This is a genomic window from Streptomyces sp. NPDC006235 (genome assembly GCF_040613735.1).
Classification (GTDB): domain Bacteria; phylum Actinomycetota; class Actinomycetes; order Streptomycetales; family Streptomycetaceae; genus Streptomyces.
On record NZ_JBEXSR010000015.1, the window covers coordinates 21,390 to 39,988 of the forward strand.

An 18,599-nucleotide genomic window follows, 5' to 3' on the forward strand; every position below is an offset into this window, starting at 1 on the left:
GTGTCACTGGGGCTCGGCCGATGTGCCGGCCCGGCGTGCCGGGTCGTAGGCGCGCAGGAAACCGCACATGCCCAGTGCCTGCCGGGGCGGTTGGGGGATACGTGAGACGGTCGCCTTGTACAGGTGGTTGAAGTCGCCGTTACGCAGCGAATCGATCTGCCGCAGTGCCGCCTGTGCGGCGGCCAGCGCACCCTCGTCGACTGTCTTCTCCCAGGCGTCCAGGCGTGGCTGGACGAGGCGCACGGCTGCCGCGCAGAAGTCCTCGTAGGCCGAGCGGTTGCCGCGCCGCCACTGGTGCGTCAGCTCCCTGAACCCCTCGATGGCCAGGTCCCTGCGTGCCTGGGCGCGCTCGGGGTCGGGGGTCCCGGCGGCGTCGAGGAGCGAGGCCGCGTCCGGATAGGTCTCGGGGGAGAGGTGCGCGGGCGGGAAGGTCATGACCGCGTCGCCCGCCTCAGGAAGGCCGCTGTTCTGCATGACGACGATCACGCGCAGGTCTTCGTCGTTGATGGCGCGATGGATCGTGCCAGGGGTGAACCAGACCGTGTCTCCGGGGTGCAGCTCGGTCGTCGTGTGGCCCTTGTAGTTGAGGGTCTCCAGCCGGCCGTGGCCGCTGACGACGACGTAGCACTCCGAGCAGACGAGGTGCATGTGGGGCGAGCCGCCGTGTTCATCGTCCGCCGTGGGCCAGGGGTACACCTCGAGCTGGCTCAGTCCCACGGCTCCGGGGAAGTCGGGGAGGGCGGTCACGGCGCGAACCTCTGGGCGATCGGCTCGAGTTCGCGGCGGTCCACCATGCGGTCGATGAACACGAAGCGGTGGCTCAGGGACAGGGTCTCACCGGGCTCGAGCTTGATCTCGGTGTCGAAGGCGGGCGACGGGTTGAGGCAGGCGAAGGCACTGCTGCGGGCGAACCACTTCAGCGGGACGGCGGCCGTGGTGGTGCCGGCGTAGGCGAGGACCGTGGCACCGCCGTCGATCTCGTCGTGTTCGCCGGTGATGGCCGCCCAGGCGCCCTGGGTGCCCATGACGGCGTCGCCTTCATGCCCCCCGTCGGCGATGACGTCCGCGCCGGTCCATGCCCGGGGCCCGCGCCAGAACAGTCCGGTGTAACCGGCGTTGGGGCGGCCGTGCGTGGTGGGGCTGCCCAGTCCCAGCGGCACGCGGTGAACGTTGGTCAGGGCGGTGGCGAAGTCCAGCGCCCAGACACCGTCGTCGGTGTCGGCGCTGTGGAAGCGAAGGGTGCGGGTCTCGTCGATCCACACCTCGTCGCTGGAGGCGACCCAGTCCAGGACCTCGGAGATCGACACCTCGCTGCCGCGGTCGTCCTGCAGGCCGAAGCCGCGGTGCACCTGCCGTCCGTGGTTCTCGCGCCAGACGTAGCCGTGGCCCGGCGCCCCCTGCTCGAAGGTGGGCCCACCCCAGAAGTTGTCGCCGGACAGATGCGACCAGGTCATCTGCAGGCCCTTGTGCCAGCGGTGGTCCCAGGGCCTGTAGACACCCACGGGCGCACCGGAGAGGGTCTTCAACGGGTAGAGATACGGCTTGGGGGATTCCTCGAGAGGACTGTCCGGCCGGTAGACGTACGTGGCGAGGTCTGTGCCCGCGGCCGACACCACGAACTCGGTCCCGGCCTCGTCGTGTTCGATCCGGAAGTGAGGGTCAGACACCGGTCTTCTCCTTGTCGGCGTTGTCCTGGGCGGCGCGGAGGCGGCCGCTCATGGAGTGATAGAAGGGGTTGTCCGGGGTGATCATGTCCGGGGTGACGGGGCGTTCGGTCGTCGCCGACTGGTACAGGGCGGCGATGAAGGCCAGGACGCGGCGGCCGTCGTCACCACTGGCTTCGGGGCGTTGCCCGGCGCGCAGGGAGCGCAGCAGCAGGCGCAATTGCGCGGCGTGCGAACTGGCCTCGTCGTCGAGCGGTGCCCCGAGTTCGGCGGCCGTGGCCTCGGCCCGGTGAGGTGCGGGGGTCCACGTCCAGTGAGTGTTGTCGTAGCCGTAGAGGTGGGACAGTTCGACCGTGGCCTCGGGGAAGTCGAAGCGCAGGTAGCTGGTCTCTCGGGGGGAGAGGAGGCTGTTGACCATGGACACCATGGCGCCACTGGCGAAGCGGACCATTGCCATGGAGACGTCCTCGGTCTCCACGTCGCGGGCCAGCGTGCCCATGGCGGCGCGGACTTCGGTCCAGTCCCCCATCAGGGACAGCATGAGGTCCATCTGGTGGATGCCGTGGCCCATGGTGGGACCGCCGCCCTCGGTCTCCCACTTGCCGCGCCACGGGACGTCGAAGTAGGCGTCGTCCCGGTACCACAGGGTGTGGCAGACACCGACCAGAGGAGCGCCGAGGCTGCCGGTGCGGATGTGCTCCCGCAGGGCCCGGGCGGCGGACCCGAAGCGGTGCTGGAAGACGTAGGAGACGTAGGGGCCGCCCTCGCGCTCGTGGGCGGCGACGGCGTCGTACTCGGCGACCGAGAGGGTGGGGGGTTTCTCGCACCACACCGACGCGCCGGCGTCCAGACAGGCGGTGATGGCCTCGCCGTGGGCGATCGGGGGCGTGCAGACGATGACCAGGTCCGGGTGCTGCTCCTGGAGCATCCGGTCGAGGCTGTCGTAGGCGGCGGGAATGCCCCAGCGGGCGGCGAACGCCTCGGCGCGCCGCAGGTCGACGTCGACCACGGCAATGACGGTCGCCTCGCCGTTCTGGGCCTGGACGGCGGGCATGTGGCAGCCGTCGGCGATGTTGCCGGCACCGACGATCGCCACCCTCGCGGGCTGGCTGTACTCAGTCATGTGGCTCTTTCGTGGAAGCTCGGGCGGTGCCTGGGCGCGGCACCGGGGGTTCGTCAACCGGTGACGAAGAAGGTCGGTTCGACCTGCTCAGCCCAAGGCGTGCACGCGTGACCGCGCGGTCGAGGGGAACGGCTCTGTCGGACGGACTGGGCTCTCGCCGACACGAACAGGGCGGCAGCCCGAACGTAGTGAACGATCACCTTCGTGGTCAAGGGTTGCGTAGTGATCGTTCACATTTTGTGTGACGCCCTACCGGAACGCCGACCGGGCTCAGTGGTCGACCGGGCCGCTCGACCCTCGCGGCACGAGGTGGAACAGATCCGTCACCTCGGACTTCGGCTCGGGTTCGCCGCGCAGGAGAGCGAGCAGCGACAGCATCGACTGCCGGCCGACCTCTTCCTTGTTGATGTGCACCGTCGAGATGCCCGGCGAGAAGTACCGGGTGAACTCCTCGTCGTCCCAACCGAAGACGCTCATCTCCTCGGGCACCCGCATTCCGCGGTCCTGGAAGCCGCGCAGCACCCCCAGTGCGACGTAGTCGTTGGCGGCCAGTACGGCTGTCACGCCGGAATCGGCGGGCAGGTCCCGCGCGGCCTCGTAGCCGGAGCGCACGGACCAGTCCCCGTCGACGACGCCGTAGGACTCCAGGCCCAGTCGCTCGATCGCGTCCAGGTAGACCGCCCGCCGGTTGCGTGCCGAGGCCCAGTCCTGCGAGCCCGCGACGTGGAGGAACCGGCGGTGCCCCTGGTCCGCGAGGTGACGCAGGATCTCCTCGGCGGGCCGCCCGTCGGCCAGCCGCCCTCGGGACTGGAGGTTGTCGTCGTACTCGCCCAGCACCACCACGGGCCACCGCCCGGCGCCCCCGCCGCCGGCGAGGTCCCCCAGCGGTACGAGCGACAGCACCCCGTCCGCCTGCCGGGTCTCCAGGAGGGACAGCACGCTGCGGGCGCGCCGCGACTCGCCGCCCTCCAGCCCGACGACGTCGGTCATGTACCCGGCTTCGTGCGCCGCGGCCGACGCGCCCCGCAACAGGGGAATCGGAACGAAGCCGCTCAACTCGGGTAGCACGATGGTGATCCGGTGGGACCGCTGCGTGCGCATCGACCTGGCCATGAGGTTGGGCCGGTAGTCCAGCTCGGTGACGGCCCGCTCGATCCTCGCTCGCGTCGCCGGCTTCATGCCGCTGTCGTTCTTCAGGAACCGGGACACGGTCTGGTGCGACACGCCGGCCCGCTTGGCGACCTCCCAGATGGTCGGCCGCTTCCTCTCCGGGGTGGAGGCCGCCCCCGGACCGGCGCCCTTCGCGGCGGGCCGACCGGCCCTACCGGCCCGCAGAGGACGGCCCGCCTGCTCGCACAGAAATTCCAGCAGCTCCGCGCCGGACGCGTCCGCGGGCAGTCCGTAGGCACCAGCGAAGGCCGCGACCCGTGGCGCGAGGTCGTCGACGCGCACCAGGCCACGAGCGGCGGCTTCGGCGACGAAGGTGCCCGTACGGGCCGCGGCGGCACGGGCTCCCAGCAGGTCGACGACGGTACGCGGCACGGTGGTGACGGGCAGCCCGTCGACGACGGTGACGTCCTCGACGTCCGTGGCCGCGCGGTGCAGCACGACGGTCTCGTCACGAGTGGTACGGCGGGACGAGACCGTCAGCTCCACAGGGTCGTCGGGCCGGCCGCCCAGGCCGTGCACCGCACACGCGGAGGTGTGGGAGACGACGCCCGCCCCGGAGCCGGCCATACGGCGGTCCCGCGCCGGGGTTCCAGGATCCAGCCGCAGCCACGCGACCTTGATCCTGAGGTGCTCCGGCTGGGGAGAGGCGGCCAGGCGGTACACCCCGTGGCCCACACTCTCCAGCGCCCCGGACCGCTCCAGCCGCAGGAGCTGGACGCCCTGCACACCGTCCAGCTTCGCCTGCGCGGTGGTCACCAGACCCCACTGACCGGCGGCCCTGGCATCCAGAGCCCGCAACACCTCGGCCTGAGTCATGCAGCAATCATTACACGGGCACCCTGCGCCGTCCCTTCCCCCGCGTGGACCGACTTCCGGCCTCGCGGGGGAAGGAACGGCGGGGGCGGCTACTTCGGCTGGAACTCCCAGACCGTGTTCGCGTCCTGCGTTCCGGTGTTCCACTTCGCCTCACCCGCGGAGTTCCCGTACAGGTAGGCCCTTGCCGTGTGGGTGTTCCTGACGCGGAGCCCGCCTGCCGCGACCCCTTCCAGGTTCCAGAGCGAGGCGTCCGCGACAGTGCCGGTGTTCCATATGACGTTGTTGTCGGTGGCGGCGGCTTCCAGATAGAAGCGTCCCGTCCGCACGTTCCTGATGGTCCAGGACCCGGAGGAGTCCTTGGCGACGATCCAGTCCTGGTCGTCGTAGGTGGTCGCGGACGCGAGGATCACCGCACCGTCCGCATCGGTGTCGAGGTACTTGCCCGAGGACGTGTTCCTCAGCTTGTACCGCGCGCCGCTGACGAGGTAGGCGACCCGCACGCATTCGCCGGCCGCCAGGGCGATGACGGTGTCCCCGGACACCGTGCTGTACGCCTTGGTGCCGGACTTCACCCAGGTGTCGTTCGCGTCGTACTGGCCGATTTCGACGGACCGTACGACACCGATGCTTCCCGGCAGTGTGAACGTGGCCTCGGTGGTGGTGGTGAAGGCGAACTCGGCCGCACCGCGCCTGACGCCGAATGCCTGCGCACCGCTCGATGTCGTAAACGCGATGTTGACGCCGCCCACGGTCTTGGTGGTGGTGGTGCTGGCGGTCGCGCTCCGGTTGAACGTCTGCAGGTCGGTTCCGCCGCGTTCCACCGGACGCTTGCTGGCGAGGTCCCGGTGGATCTTGTTCAGCACGTGGTTGAGCCGGGCGACCTTGTCCGAGACGGCCTTGCGGGTGACGACCTTGGTGGTGGGGTTGAAGTCGTACAGGCCGTGGCTGCTGCTGCCCGTGCTGGAGTCCGGGTCCAGGGCGGCGTACAGATTGTGGGCGGTGTTGCCGGCGATGGCGTTGAACTTCTCGACGTCCGCCGCCGCGGATCCCCCGAAGTTCTCCATGATCATGGGGAAGTTCTTCCCCTGGGCCCAGACGGCGTCCCTCCCGTAGTTGTAGAGCGTGTCGAGGCCCGTGGTGTACGGGTCCTTCCCGAAGAAGTCGATGGTCGCCGTCCCCTGGGCCCTGAGGGCCTCGTTCTCGGCGACCGGCACCGTGTCCGCGCTGCCGGCGAGGTTGGTCCGGGTGTACACCGAGTAGTCCGACTGCTTGATCACCTGTCCCAGCTGGGTCAGGTAGTTCAGCAGCACGTCCTTGCGGAACTTCGTCGCGTCGGTGTATCCGCCGCTGTTCCAGAGGTCGGTGCTGTAGGTGCTGTAGCTCCGGTCGATGGACTGGCCGCCCTGCTGCTTCGACACGTTCGGTTCGTTCAGCACCTGGATGCCGACGACGGTGTGAGCGGTGTCGGCGGACGCGAGGTGGGCCATGAGCCGGCCGAGTACGAACTTCTCCCTGGCGAGCAGGTTCGGATCGGTCTTGTCAAGGAGAGGGTTGCCGTTCAGGGTCAGCTTGGTGCCGTCGGACCTCACCACGGCCTGGTAGTCGTTCATCACGTAGGCCGGCATCCGGGCCGCCAGGGACGAACCGGTCGATTCGTGGCCGAACCACAGGAGTTCCAGCTTGAGGCCGAACTCCCCGCACCAGGCCAGGTACCGGTCGACGTCGGTGAAGTCGAAAACGTCCTTCGAGGTCTCCACCTTCGACCACCAGATCGGGATGTTCACCACGGTGAACCCGTCGTCGCGGATCATCCCGAGCACCGGCTTCAGCTGGGCGTCCGTCCAGCCGAACGTGTACTTGTGCTTCTCGTACCGGAACTGGACGCCACTGTGGAAGAAGGGCTTCCCGTCGACCATCAGGGTGATCTTGTCGTACGTGGACTTCGAGGTGTCGACGTGGGACACCACGCCGCCGGCCGCGGCAGCCCGGGGGAGACCGCCGACGAGGTTCAGCGCCACGCCCCCGAGGACTGTCGCCCCGCTCGTGGCGAGGAATCTGCGGCGCGACCAAGGGCCGGTGTTCGACTTCATTGCACTACCTCCGTGTCAGGTGAACTTCTGCCGGATAGTGAACGATCACGATTGAGGGTTCGACGGTGCCCGTCAGGAACCTTCGAGGCAGGGGGGTCGGGCGCAGCGTGATCGAGCCGACAGGCGATGGCGAGGCCCTGGCGATCAGATGGTGGCCGAAACCAACGATGGCGCACATAAGACTGGCTGAAACGCTTGTGTGTCAATGGTGTGAACGGGGAGAGTTGCTTCGCAGCCCAGAGCCGGTCGGCTCAGGTCGTGCCGGTGGGACCCCCACGTAGTGAACGATCACCCGCAGACATCTTGACCGCTCAGGTGAACGATCACTAAGTTGCCCCTGCTGTTGTCGGACACCTCATCGCTCCCGGTACTTCGTGGCTTTTCTGTGCGCCCTCGGGCCGAGCCACGCCCGGGTACCTTCCTCCCCGCCGGGCCCCGGTCGGTATCACCAGATCAAGGGAGATCACGTGTATACGGTCATGCGCAGAACGGGCCGTCAGCCCCGAAGATGGGCCGGCTCCCTGGCCGCCGGCATCCTCCTCCTCGCGACTTTCCTCACGGCTCCGGCCGCCTCCGCCGCCGAAACCCCCGGCACGACGTTCATCAACGAGACGTTCGACGCCCAGACGACCCCCGCGAACTTCGGTTTCCCGGTCGGGGCGGCCATCGGCAACGGCGTACTGGAGGTCACGAAGGGTATGGGCAACTACACGACGTCCGTGCGTCCGTTCGCGTCCTCGATCACCCAGGAGAAGACGCTCGACCTGCGGTTCGACTGGAAGACGGCCATCACCAGCACCGGGATGAAGACCGGTCTGGAACTGCGCGACGACGCCGGACACCTCGTCTTCGGGCTGGCCGCGACCGCAGCGGAACTCCGCTACGCCGTGACCGGACCCGACTCGGACTCCACCTCCGCTCCGGACTCACTCAATCCCACCTGGACCAAGATCAGCTTCGACCGGACCAAGTGGTACACGGTCGATCTGCACATGGACTTCACCCTCCAGAAGGTCCAGTACACGATCACCAGCAAGGAGGCCGCGCCGATCGTGCTGGCCTCCGGCACGAAAACCATCACGGGGACCAACCTGGCGAAGTTCGTCGCCTGCAACTACTACGGCACCGGTGTGCAGTCCATCGACAACTACCGCCTGACCCGCCCCGCGAACCCCGCTTACGGATCCCTCACCGGCTCGTCCGTCTACGCCTTCGGTGACAGCATCGTCTGGGGGCACAAGTACTCCCGCAGCTTCATGAACTTCCTCGCCGAACGTGAAGGCATGACGCTGACGAAGTACGCGGTGAACGGTGCGACCGTGGGTCCCACCAGCAACCAGATCCTCACCCAGGTGCAGAACGCCAACGCGCAGGCGCCCGACTTCGTCGTCTTCGACGGCGGCACGAACGACGCCGGCGAGATCTTCACCAACCACACCTACGCGGTCGGCACCGTCAGCGCCTCCCAGGACCCCGCCACGTTCGACACCGGCACGTACGCCGGAACGCTTGAAACCACCATCCGCACGATGCGGCAGAAGTGGCCGTCCGCCCAGCTCGTGTACGTGGCCGCCCACAAAATGGGCTCGCGGGACTGGGACACCCAACTCGCCCTGCGCCAGGTGTACCTGCAAGCCGCACAGAAGTGGGGCATCGCGGTGGCCGACGTCTTCGGGGACGCGACCCTCGACACGCGCGTGGACGCCCAGCGGGTGGCGTACACCTTCGACAACCTCGTCAACACCTTCCCAGGCAGTGGCGGCACCGGGACGCACCCGAACATCGCAGGCATGACCGACTTCTACGTGCCCGTCCTCACATCGACACTGTGCCAGCTGGCCGACACGACGACGCTCAAGGCGCGGCACTCCGGCAAGTGCGCCGAGGCGGTCGGCTCCTCGACCACGGCCGGGGCCGCGATCGAACAGGCCGGCTGCTCGGGCGGTGGCGACCAGCGGTGGCAGCTGCACGACGTCGGCGGGGGCTACTACCAGATCCTCTCCCGGCACTCGGGACTGTGCCTGGACGTGACCGGCTCCTCGACGGCGAACTCGGCCGCGATCGTCCAGCAGACCTGCGACGGCCGCACCAGCCAGCAGTGGCGGCTGAACGACACCGGCACCGGCTACGTCGAGATCGTCGCCCGTCACTCCGGCAAGTGCCTCGACGTGGACCGGGCCCTCATGACGGACGGCGCCCGGCTGCTGCAGTACACCTGCTGGAACGACGAGTCGCACAGGAACCAGCACTGGACCGTGCAGGTCTGACATGAGGAACGCGAGCCGCCGGGTGACGGCGGATCCGGCGGCCGGCCGCACGGCCCGGACAGGGACCATGCGGCCGGCCAGGCCGGACGATCCGCAGGGCAGCCGGGCTCGACCGGCCCATGCGTTCGGGTCCGGCGAGACGGCAAGAGGAAGGGACCCGGCCTGCCATGGAGAACTCGGCAGTACAGTACCGATGGGCGTGCGGGGCGTGGAGATGCGGCGGGGGGGCGGCACGGTGGACGCGGACACGGGACCGGAGAGAGCGGAGCGGGACGTGAAACGGCCGCAGCCGCCGTCCGGAAAGCGTCCCACCATCCTCGACGTCGCGGCGCGCGCGGGGGTGTCGCATCAGACCGTCTCGCGCTTTCTGCGGGGCAACGGTGGCATGAAGCCTCAGACGGTGGCCCGCATCGAGCAGGCCGTGGCCGAGCTGGACTACCGGCCCAACCTGGTGGCGCGGTCGATGCGCACCCGCAAGTCGAATCGCGTCACCGTGGTCCTGCCGGCCATGACGACCTTCGTGCCCTCGCAGATCCTGCGGGGAGCGTCCGCCGAGGCACAGGCGGCCGGTTACCTGCTGGACATCGTCGGCCTGGAAGGGGACGAACGGGTCAGGGGCGACCGTGTCCGCGCCCTGCTCGACTCCGGTCAGGCCGAAGGAGTGCTGACCTTCACGCCCATCGGCGACCTGGAGAAGCTGGGGCTGGACCATACTCCGACCGTCGTCATAGGGGAGTACGACGATCAGATGCGGTCCCACGGGATCACGGCTGACGGCGAGCCCGCCGCCATGATCATCGATCATCTCGTCTCCCTGGGCCATCGGCGTTTCGTCCATGTCGCCGGCAGCACGGACTGGATGTCGGCACGCAAGCGACGCGAGGTCTATCTGCGGACGGTCGCCGAGCGGGGCCTGGAGAACTACGCCGTCATCGACGGTGACTGGTCCGTGCGGTCCGGATACGACGCGGCCCAGGGCCTGTCGGCGGACTCCGGTGTCACCGCGGTCCTCGCCGCCAACGACGACGTCGCCATGGGAGTCATCCGCGGCTTTCAGGACCGCGGGTGGCGCGTCCCGGAGGACGTGAGCGTCTTCGGATGGGACAACCAGGAGTTCACGGCGTACTTCAACCCGTCCATCTCCACCGTGGATCTCGACCGCGAGGCCCTGGGCCGCCGGGCCATGCGGGCCCTGCTCGCCCGCATCCGCGAGGAGACCGAGCCGGAACTGCATCTGGACCTCGACTGCCGCCTCGTGCCGCGCGAGTCGTCCGGACCGGCGAGGACGAACCACACCATGTAGCCCGTCGGCCCCACCAACCGGCCGTCGTACAACGGGCGTCCGGGCGGACATACGCGCCCGAACCCCTGTCCGCACCGGTGCGGAACACGCTGACCCGGCATGTTCGCGCGCGGTGGCGTTCCGGTTCCGTACCGGTCCGGAACCGGTGAAGTCGCACTAAGTACCCAAGCGTTATGCAGAGACCTCTTGACCGAGATGTGGCCGGTTACTACGCTCGCTGCGTGAACGTTCACTATTGCTGACGCACACAGCCCTCAACTCGGCGCGACGCTCGCGGTCAACCCCGCGGATCAGCTCGGCACACCGACCCAAGGCTCCAGCGTACGTTCACAACAACCCCTGTCAGAGCCGCTGCGGCCCACCCGGGATCCCGACGAGCCGGGCGAGCGGCAGGCAACCGGATCGCAAGTAACTTTCGCGGCCCGCAAAGCAGCCGAGTTGTGCAGTTGGCCGCCACGCGGCGAAACAGCCGGCGTCCTACGCCGGCCTTCTGAGACGACGTTTCCCCCCTCTGGGCACACCGCCCAGTGATGGCAGCAGAGGAGCCCCACCATGAACCACTCGTCCCGTCCGAGCAGACGCTCCCGACTCCGGGCAGTCGGGCTGACCTGTTCGGTCTTCGCCCTCGTCCTGTCCGCGGGCTGTGCCGCGGACTCCTCCGGCAACGACGGCGGCAAGACCGTCATCCGGTTCAACTGGTGGGGGTCGGACGTCCGGCACGAGCAGACCAAGCAGATGATCGCGTTGTTCGAGAAGGAGCACCCGAACATCAGCGTCCAGGTCGAGTACTCCAACTGGGACGACTACTGGAAGAAGCTGTCGACCAGCGCCGCGGCCGGTGACATGCCCGACGTCCTGCAGATCACGGACCCGTTCATGTACTCGTACATCGACAACGGGCAGCTGATGGACCTGAAGAAGGTCAAGGACGTGCTGAACACCGACAAGCTGCCCCCGAACTCGATGTCGATGACGACCGTGAAGGGCGGCCTCTACGGCGTCCCGGCCGGCGACAGCGCGTTCGGCGTCGCCGTGGATCCGGCGGCGTTCAAGAAGGCCGGCGTGCCCATTCCGGACGACACCAAGTGGTCGTGGGACGACTACGTGAAGACCGCCACCGCGATCGCCAAGTCGAAGTCGAAGCTGGTCGGCAGTGTCATGCCTCTCTACCCCAACATGGTGGGCCCGTGGCTGCGGCAGCACGGTGAGGACTACTGGACCGAGGACGGCAGCGAAATAGGTTTCACCGAGAAGACCATGACCGGCTACTGGGAGTGGGTCGTCAACCTGCGTGACAGCGGCGGTACGACCAGCCCCGAGGCAGCGGTCGAGGCCCTGGCCTCAGGAGCCGGTATTGAGCAGAACCTGGTCGCCCAGCACAAGGCGGCCATGACCGAGATGTCCGTCACGCAGCTCGGTGCGCTGGAGGCCGCCAGCGGGCGTGAGACCAAGCTGCTGCTCTTCCCCGGTGAGGACGGTGCCGCCCAGGTCGGCGCCTACACCAAGCCCGGCGTCTTCTACGGGGCCTCGGCGCGGACGGAACACCCCAAGGAGGCCGCGCAGCTGCTCGACTTCCTGGTCAACTCCCCCGAGGCGGGCAAGATCGGGAAGTTCGACCGCGGTGTTCCCGTCAACCCCGACGTGCTCAAGGCCATCACGCCCGAGTTGTCCCCCGCGGAGAAGCGGATCGCCGACTACCTGGGCCGTGTCAACGCCCTGAAGCCGACCGCGGTGCACCTCCCCAACGCGGAGGCCGGTCCCGCTGTCCCGGAGATCTTCCAGCGCCTCAACGAGGACGTGCTGTTCGACCGTCTGTCGCCGAAGGCGGCGGCCAAGAAGTTCATCTCCGAGATCAAGTCCCAGCTCTGAGCTGGCACACGTAGTAGCCCTTCCGGAAGGAATCCCCGCTGTGTCCGATCCGCGCACGAACGATCCGCGCATGAACACCTTTCGCAGTCGACTGCCGGGAGTCGTCTACGGCGGGGACTACAACCCGGAGCAGTGGCCGAGGGAGGTGTGGCAGGAGGACGTCCGGCTCATGCGAGTCGCGGGCGTGCGGCTCGTGAGCCTGGGCGTCTTCTCCTGGGCCATGCTGGAGCCGGCCGACGGCGAGTTCGACTTCTCATGGCTCGACGAGATCATGGACCTGCTGTGGGCGAACGGCATCCATGTCAACCTCGCGACGCCGAACGCCGCGCCACCTCCGTGGCTCGCCACGGATTTCCCCGAGATCCTGTCGGTGGACCGGCAGGGAGTGCGGCACGGCATCGGCAGCCGAGGACACTTCTGCCCCTCCTCCCCGGTCTACCGGGACCGCAGCCGGCGCATCGCCACCAAGCTGGCCGAACGGTACGGGAGCCATCCGGCACTGGCCATGTGGCACATCGGCAACGAGTACCACTCCGACTGCTTCTGTGACCGGTGCGACGAGCGCTTCCGCGGCTGGTTGCAGGGGCGGTACGGCACGCTGGACGAGCTCAACCACCGGTGGGGCACGGCGTTCTGGAGCCAGCGCTACGGCGACTGGTCCCAGGTGCACTTGCCCCGACCCGTGCGCGGCTCGGTCAATCCCTCCCGTGAGCTGGACTTCTCCCGCTTCACCTCCGACCTCCTGCTGGAACTGGTCACACAGGAGCGCGACCTGCTCCACCAGATCACCCCCGATGTGCCGGCGACCACCAACTTCTTCGGGTGCCGGCTGACCGACAGCCACCGGTGGGCGAAGGAACTCGACGTCATCGCCTTCGACTGCTACCCCGACCCCGGACAGCCCCACTCGATGTCCGTCGCCGCCTTCCAGTACGACCTGATGCGCACCCTGCGCGGCGGGCAGCCCTGGATGCTGATGGAACAGGCGGCCGGCGCGGTGAGTCAGTGGAAGACCAACCAGGTCAAGCAACCTGGCCGGATGCGTCTGGGCTCCTACCAGGCCGTCGCGCACGGCTCCGACGCGGTGATGTTCTTCCAGTGGCGGGCCTCACGCCAGGGGCAGGAGAAGTTCCACTCCGCGATGCTCCCGCACGGCGGAGAGAAGACCCGGACCTGGCAGGAGGTCAAGGCCCTCGGCAACGAACTGCGGGCCATCGACGAGATCGCCACAGCGCGCACCAGCGCCCAGGTCGCGATCGTCTGGGACTGGCAGAACTGGTGGGCCGTGGAAGGCTGCGCCCACCCGGACAACGCCTTCGACTACCGGGACACCGTCGCCCGGCACTACCGGGCCCTGTGGAACAGCCAGGTCGCCATCGACGTCGTCGCCCTCGACGACGACCTGTCGCCCTACCGCGTCCTGGTCATCCCCAACCAGTACCTGATGACACGTCAGCACAGTGCGGCCGTGCACAGGTTCGTGGAGGACGGCGGCCATCTCGTGGTCTCGTACTTCTCCGGGATCGTCGACGAGGACGACCGGATCGTCGAAGGCGGATATCCGGGGGCCCTGCGCGAGGTCATCGGCGCGCACGTGCAGGAGTTCTCCCCGCTGCCCGCCGGGGCTACGGTGCCGGTCCGGGCGGCAGCCGACGGGGCCGCGCTGAACGGATTCTTCGCGACCGCGTCGGCGTGGCAGGACGACCTCGAAACGGAGACCGCCCGACCGCTCGCCGTCTACCGCAAGGGTCATCTCGCCGGCAAGGCCGCGGTGGCCGAGCACGAACTCGGCCGGGGGCGTGCCGTGTACGTCGGCACACGTCTGGACGACGACGCCCTCGAGGCCCTGGTGCGGCACGTCCTGGATCGCGCCGGGGTGCGACCGGTGCACGCCGCACCGCGAGGCGTCGAGGTCACCGAGCGACGGACGGACACGAATGTGTACCTGTTCCTGCTGAACCACCGGCAGGACAAGGCGACCGTCACCCTCGACCGCTCCGGCACCGACCTGATCACCGGACGCCGCCTGGAGGCCGGGCAGACGCTCGTTCTCGACGCGGCGGACGTCGCCGTCGTGCGCTGTCCGCTGTCCGCATCGCAGCACGCCGAGCCGTCGTCGAGCGACTCCTGAACCCGCACCCGAACCAAGAACCCGAGGACGATGACTGTGCTCCGCAGCCCCCTCAGCCAGGCGGCCAGAAAAGAAGAACGGACCGCATGGGTCTTCCTGTTGCCGTGGTTCGTCGGCATAGCCGGCGTCACGCTCGGCCCGATGATCGCCTCGCTGTACTTCTCGATGACGGACTACAACCTGCTGAGCTCTCCCGAGTGGGTGGGCTTCGAGAACTACAGCAAGATGCTCGACGACCCCCGATTGCACACATCCCTGGGCGTGACCTTCGCCTACGTCGCCCTGAGCGTTCCGTTGCTGCTGGCGGTCGCCCTCGCCCTGGCGATGATCCTCAACCGGGGCATCAAGGGGCTGGCGTTCTACCGGTCCGTGTACTACCTGCCCTCGCTCCTCGGCGCCTCGGTCGCCGTGGGCATCCTGTGGCGACAGGTCTTCGGCACCGACGGCCTGGTGAACAAGTTCCTCGGTCTCTTCGGCATCGACGGGCCCGGCTGGATCTCCAACCCGGACACCGCGCTGTACAGCCTCGTCGTCCTGCACGTGTGGACCTTCGGCTCCTCCATGGTGATCTTCCTGGCCGGTCTGCGGCAGATCCCCGAGCAGTACTACGAAGCCGCCGCGCTCGACGGCGCCGGCCGCTGGCACCAGTTCCGGCACGTCACCGTGCCGCTGCTCACGCCGATCATCTTCTTCAACCTCGTTCTCCAGGTCATCAGCTCCTTCCAGTCCTTCACCCAGGCGTTCGTCGTCAGCGGAGGGACGGGAGGTCCTTCGGACTCGACCCTCTTCTACTCGCTGTACCTGTACGAGGAGGGCTTCGGCCGACTCCACATGGGCTACGCCTCGGCCATGGCGTGGCTGCTCGTGGTGATCGTCGGCGCCCTGACCGCAATCAATTTCTACTTCAGCAAGAGATGGGTGTTCTACGGTGACGGTAAGTGAGATGGCACTCCTGAAGGCCGAAGACACTCCTTCGCCTGCTCCAGCTCCTTCGCCTGCTCCCGCCGCGCAGCGCCAAAGGCGGGTGGCTCGGATACGCGCGCTCATCAAGCACGTCGTGCTGATCGCCTTCGGCCTCGTGATGGTCTACCCGCTGTTGTGGATGATCGCCAGCTCGATCAAACCGGACGCTCTCATCTTCCGTGAGCCCTCCCTGCTGCCCACTCAGACCGACTTCGGGCACTACTCCGACGGCTGGAACGCGCTGTCACACCCGTTCGGGGTGTACCTGCTGAACTCGGCGATCGTCGTCCTGGGGGCACTGCTGGGCAACCTGGTCAGCTGCTCCATGGCGGCCTACGCCTTCGCGCGGCTGAAGTTCCGCGGGCGGGCGTTCTTCTTCGGCATGATGATGCTGACCCTGATGGTGCCGATCTACGTCCTCATCATTCCGCAGTACGTGATGTTCTCGGAGATCGGATGGGTGAATACGTTTCTCCCGCTGATCGTTCCCAAGTTCCTCGCCACGGACGCCTTCTTCATTTTCCTGATGATCCAGTTCTTCCGGAGTCTGCCCACCGAGCTGGACGAGGCGGCCAAGATCGACGGAGCCGGGTACTGGCGTATCTACTTCCAAATCCTGCTGCCCATCTCGTTGCCGGCCCTGGCCACCACCGCCATCTTCACCTTCATCTGGACGTGGAACGACTTCCTCAGTCAGTTGATCTACCTGACCAAGCCGGAACTGCAGACGGCGCCCGTGGCCCTGCGCAACTACGTCGACGCCACCAGCGGGGCTTCATGGGGATCGCTGTTCGCGATGTCCGTCGTCACGCTGATTCCGGTCTTCATCGTCTTCCTCGTCGGCCAGCGCTACCTCGTCAAGGGAATCGCCACCACGGGAATGAAGTAGCTCTGGGTCGGCGACGGCTGAAAAGTGGTTCTGGATCACTTTCAGTGCCGGGGCCACGGAGCGTCACCACAAGCGCGATCATGAACGGTCGTGGGTGATGTGTTCCTCCAGAACCTGTGGTTCCACCAGGTCGAAGGTGTAGTGATCGAAAACGCAGTGCTCGACGGCGAGTTGGTGGTCGTGCGGGCCCGCGCACCGGCGGAGCGGGCCGCATGTCCCGATTGCGGGACGGTGTCGGGCCGGGTGCACAGCCGATACGTGGGCCGCCTTTCCGACACTGCGGTCGCCGGGCCTCCGTGTCGATCGAGTTCAAGGTCCGGCCGTTCCGCTGCCGTGACCGCGACTGCCGGCGGGCCACGTTCGTCAAGCAGGTCGCGGACTCACTTTCCGGCATGGGAGGCGAAGCTCCGGGCTGCAGACGGTGCTGCAACACGTAGGGGTGATGCTGGCCGGCCGGGCCGACGCCCGCTTGGCGAACGCGCTCGCGGTCCGGGCCAGCCGGTCGACGCTCCTGCGAAGTGCACACGCCACGGGTACTCGGGGTGGACGAGTTCGCTCTGCGCAAGGGACACAACTACGGCACGTTCCTGGTGGACATCGACACGCACCGTCCCATCGATCTGCTGCCCGACCGGACCACGGCGACGGTGGCCGCCTGGCTCGTCGGCTATCCCGGCGTCGAGCTGATCTGCCGTGACCGGTCCACCGCATATGCCGAGGCCGGACGGCTCGGCGCCCCGGACGCGATTCACGTCGCGGACCGGTGGCCACATCTTCCGCCCGCCCCGCCGGGCGCGGTCCCAGCCACGAGGTCACCAAGTGGTGCCGTGCGCCTCGCCGAGGCCGACGAGTGCGGTGAAGCGGGCTTCGGCCCGGTCGATCTCCTCGAGCTGAGTGAGGATCGAACTGGGGGTGGAGTCACCGACCACCTTCTGCATCAGTGGGGTGCGGTCCAGGATCACGTCCCGGATCGGTTGCAGAGCGCGCGGCGCGTGATGGAAGACCTGCCCGAGGGCATAGGCGTGCTGGGACTGCCGGGCGGTGTGCGGCTTGCGGGGGGCCTCGAAGGCGTCGAGTGCCTGGCGGACAGCGGCGTAGTCGCTCAGGTCCACCCCTGCCAGGCGGCGGCCAATGAAATAGCCGTCCTCGGTGGCCATGCCGGCGCCGTACCCCGCGTACGGGGAGGTGGGGTGCGCGGCGTCGCCGACGAGAGTGGCGCGGCCCTTGGACCACTGCTTCAGCGGCTTGCGGTCGCGGATCACCCAGCGCTGAACGTGCGCGGGGTCGGTCGCGGCGATCAGCTGGGGGAGCGGACGGGCGAAGTCCTGGCCGAGGACGGTCGCGTTCGCGTGCAGGTCCCCCGAGAACTCCCGCCTTGCGTCGAACGCTTCGAGTATCCACCACTGGTGGCCGTCACGTCCCTTGTCGCGGATGGCGGTCCAACTGCCCTGCACAGTGCGGGTGTGGGAGAGAACACACATCCCGGGCTCGGTCTCGACGCTCTCGTCGAAGGTGTAGCCGCCGAAGATGTGCAGGTTGTGCTCGCGCTTGGGGCTGTCGCCCCACAGAGTGCGCCGGACCAGGGAATCGATGCCGTCCGCGCCGATCACGAGGTCCGCCTCGTGGACTCGTCCGCCCGCGAGGTGCAGTCGAACACTGTTCTCGTCCTGCTCGATGCGCTCCACCGTGTGGTTGACCTGCAGAACCCCCTTGGGCAGCGCGTCGAGCAGCCGCTCGTACAGCTCGGGGCGCAGCAGGCCGATGAAGCCGCCGCCGTAGTCGCGGACAACCTGCTCCGGAAGGGCCGCGCGGACCCGGCGGCGGCCGCGGGCGTTGCGGAACTCGGACGTACAGGGCGCACCCAGGTCCTCGGTGTTCACTCCGAGCAGCCCGAGTGCCTTGATGGGTGGCGGCCACAGGTTGAGGATGTTGCCGGCGGGCCTGGCGTGCGGGTAGCGCTCGAACAGTACGACGTCGTGGCCGGCCTGGTGGACGGAGAGCGCGGCGGCCATGCCGCCGGGTCCGGCGCCGATGACGGCGACGCGGCCGCGCTGGGCGGGAAGCTTCTTCATGGTGGGTTCCTCAGCCTTGATCGTCGTCGACCTGGTAGATGGTGAGGGAGGGCTTGCCCCATAAACGCTCGGTGCCCGGTCAGCTGCCAGTCACTGAGAGCATGTGTACCTCCGTGAACAGGGATGGTCGCGGCGGACATCGCGGTGCATCCACGGTTGAAACCGCCGCCCGATTCCGGTCGGTGCCTTTGGCGTCGGTGAAGTCGGCGAACCGAACCGGTGGGTGCAGTCCCGGGCGGGCC

The 18,599-nt window shown here is 68.0% G+C and carries 12 protein-coding genes and 1 pseudogene; 7 read left to right on the top strand and 6 right to left on the bottom strand.

From position 1 onward, the window contains the following. Positions 1-3 precede the first annotated feature (3 nt). The 5 genes from ABZ192_RS19310 to ABZ192_RS19330 form a co-directional block, all read right to left on the bottom strand. A complete protein-coding gene (locus ABZ192_RS19310) occupies positions 4-747 on the bottom strand; it encodes a cupin domain-containing protein (protein WP_356925661.1) in 744 nt (247 codons plus the stop codon). After that, a complete protein-coding gene (locus tag ABZ192_RS19315; RefSeq protein ID WP_356925662.1) occupies positions 744-1,667 on the bottom strand; it encodes a PmoA family protein in 924 nt (307 codons plus the stop codon). The genes ABZ192_RS19310 and ABZ192_RS19315 overlap by 4 nt, the downstream gene beginning before the upstream one ends. Further along, on the bottom strand, positions 1,660-2,787 hold the full coding sequence (locus tag ABZ192_RS19320) for a Gfo/Idh/MocA family oxidoreductase (protein ID WP_356925663.1): 1,128 nt from the start codon (positions 2,785-2,787) through the stop codon (positions 1,660-1,662). Before ABZ192_RS19320 ends, ABZ192_RS19315 begins: the two co-directional genes overlap by 8 nt. Before the next feature lie 270 nt (positions 2,788-3,057). Next, positions 3,058-4,773 (bottom strand): substrate-binding domain-containing protein, encoded by a 1,716-nt coding sequence (locus ABZ192_RS19325; protein WP_356925664.1) that lies wholly within the window; start codon positions 4,771-4,773, stop codon positions 3,058-3,060. Positions 4,774-4,862: 89 nt separating this feature from the next. Next, on the bottom strand, positions 4,863-6,863 hold the full coding sequence (locus ABZ192_RS19330) for a DUF4978 domain-containing protein (protein ID WP_356925665.1): 2,001 nt from the start codon (positions 6,861-6,863) through the stop codon (positions 4,863-4,865). Positions 6,864-7,342: 479 nt separating this feature from the next. Here ABZ192_RS19330 and ABZ192_RS19335 point away from each other — a divergent pair, with 479 nt between their 5' ends. The 7 genes and pseudogenes from ABZ192_RS19335 to ABZ192_RS19365 form a co-directional block, all read left to right on the top strand. Next, on the top strand, positions 7,343-9,130 hold the full coding sequence (locus tag ABZ192_RS19335) for an RICIN domain-containing protein (RefSeq protein ID WP_356925666.1): 1,788 nt from the start codon (positions 7,343-7,345) through the stop codon (positions 9,128-9,130). 214 nt (positions 9,131-9,344) lie between these two features. After that, positions 9,345-10,433: a LacI family DNA-binding transcriptional regulator gene (locus tag ABZ192_RS19340; RefSeq protein ID WP_356925790.1), complete on the top strand. Its 1,089-nt coding sequence runs from the start codon at positions 9,345-9,347 to the stop codon at positions 10,431-10,433. A 552-nt stretch (positions 10,434-10,985) separates the two neighbouring features. After that, positions 10,986-12,302: an extracellular solute-binding protein gene (locus tag ABZ192_RS19345; protein ID WP_356925667.1), complete on the top strand. Its 1,317-nt coding sequence runs from the start codon at positions 10,986-10,988 to the stop codon at positions 12,300-12,302. Positions 12,303-12,372: 70 nt separating this feature from the next. Then, entirely contained in the window at positions 12,373-14,433 is a 2,061-nt protein-coding gene (locus ABZ192_RS19350) for a beta-galactosidase (RefSeq protein WP_356925668.1), read from the top strand. 30 nt (positions 14,434-14,463) lie between these two features. After that, positions 14,464-15,375 carry a sugar ABC transporter permease gene (locus ABZ192_RS19355; protein ID WP_356925669.1) on the top strand — a complete coding sequence of 304 codons (912 nt, stop codon included), beginning with the start codon at positions 14,464-14,466 and terminating at the stop codon, positions 15,373-15,375. 82 nt (positions 15,376-15,457) lie between these two features. Beyond that, positions 15,458-16,285 carry a carbohydrate ABC transporter permease gene (locus ABZ192_RS19360; RefSeq protein WP_356925670.1) on the top strand — a complete coding sequence of 276 codons (828 nt, stop codon included), beginning with the start codon at positions 15,458-15,460 and terminating at the stop codon, positions 16,283-16,285. A 542-nt stretch (positions 16,286-16,827) separates the two neighbouring features. Continuing rightward, a pseudogene (locus ABZ192_RS19365) lies at positions 16,828-17,040 on the top strand (transposase); the annotation flags it as partial. A gap of 57 nt (positions 17,041-17,097) precedes the next feature. Here the strand turns inward: ABZ192_RS19365 and ABZ192_RS19370 are convergent. Then, positions 17,098-18,357 carry an FAD-dependent monooxygenase gene (locus ABZ192_RS19370; protein WP_356925671.1) on the bottom strand — a complete coding sequence of 420 codons (1,260 nt, stop codon included), beginning with the start codon at positions 18,355-18,357 and terminating at the stop codon, positions 17,098-17,100. Between the last annotated feature and the right edge of the window lie 242 nt (positions 18,358-18,599).